This window comes from Clostridium sp. CF012 (genome assembly GCF_018861755.1).
Classification (GTDB): Bacteria; Bacillota; Clostridia; order Clostridiales; family Clostridiaceae; genus Clostridium_AD.
The window spans coordinates 1-753 of sequence record NZ_JAHLEF010000124.1; the positions used below are offsets into that span (position 1 = coordinate 1).

A 753-nucleotide genomic window follows, 5' to 3' on the forward strand; every position below is an offset into this window, starting at 1 on the left:
TGGTATTAGTTTTACTTAAATTTATCATAGTCTTTACAAAATTATTTCCATCTCCATAAAGCCATGCTGTTCTAACTATGTAGTGTTTAGGATTATGATTTTTAACTAATATTTCTCCCTCGAGCTTAGTTTTCCCATAAATAGTCAAAGGATCTATTTTGTCAAATTCCGTTAGTGGCTTATCTATATTGCCACTAAAAACATAGTCTGTTGAAACTTGGACAATTTCTGCGCCAATTTCATTTGCAGCTATTGCTAAGTTTTTAGGTCCTATTGCATTTATCTTATATGCCATATCTATTTCCGTCTCACACTTGTCCACAGCTGTAAGTGCAGCACAATTTATAATCACATCTGGTTTATTTTCATTTACAAAACTATATACTTCATTAATATTCGATATATCTAGATCTGACCTTCTCGTAAGTATTAAATCAATACCCTTTTTCTCTTTGTATTGATTAGCTAATTCTCGACCAAGTTGACCATTAGCTCCTGTGATTAATATCTTCATATTTAATTCTCCTCTTAAAGCTTATTCTTATATAAATTATACCTTACTTTAATAAATAATTGAGGAAATTCTAAAGAATAAAAGATTATTAACGATAAGTTAATATATTATTTCAAATAAATTCTTGCTAATAATATTTTATACAATGTAAAATCCATTTTTAATACCTTAAGATAAAACTTTTTACGGAAAATAGCAAACTTATTGAAAAGTAAGGACGCAAAGCCATAGGGCCTTAC

The 753-nt window shown here is 28.6% G+C and carries 1 protein-coding gene and 1 riboswitch; the gene reads right to left on the reverse strand.

The window, feature by feature from the left end; genetic code table 11:
• A partial coding sequence (locus KPL50_RS26645) for an NAD(P)-dependent oxidoreductase (protein ID WP_216301470.1) occupies positions 1 to 514 on the reverse strand: 514 nt, incomplete at its 3' end.
• A gap of 184 nt (positions 515 to 698) precedes the next feature.
• A riboswitch (cyclic di-GMP riboswitch) is annotated at positions 699 to 753 on the forward strand. This riboswitch is flagged as partial in the annotation.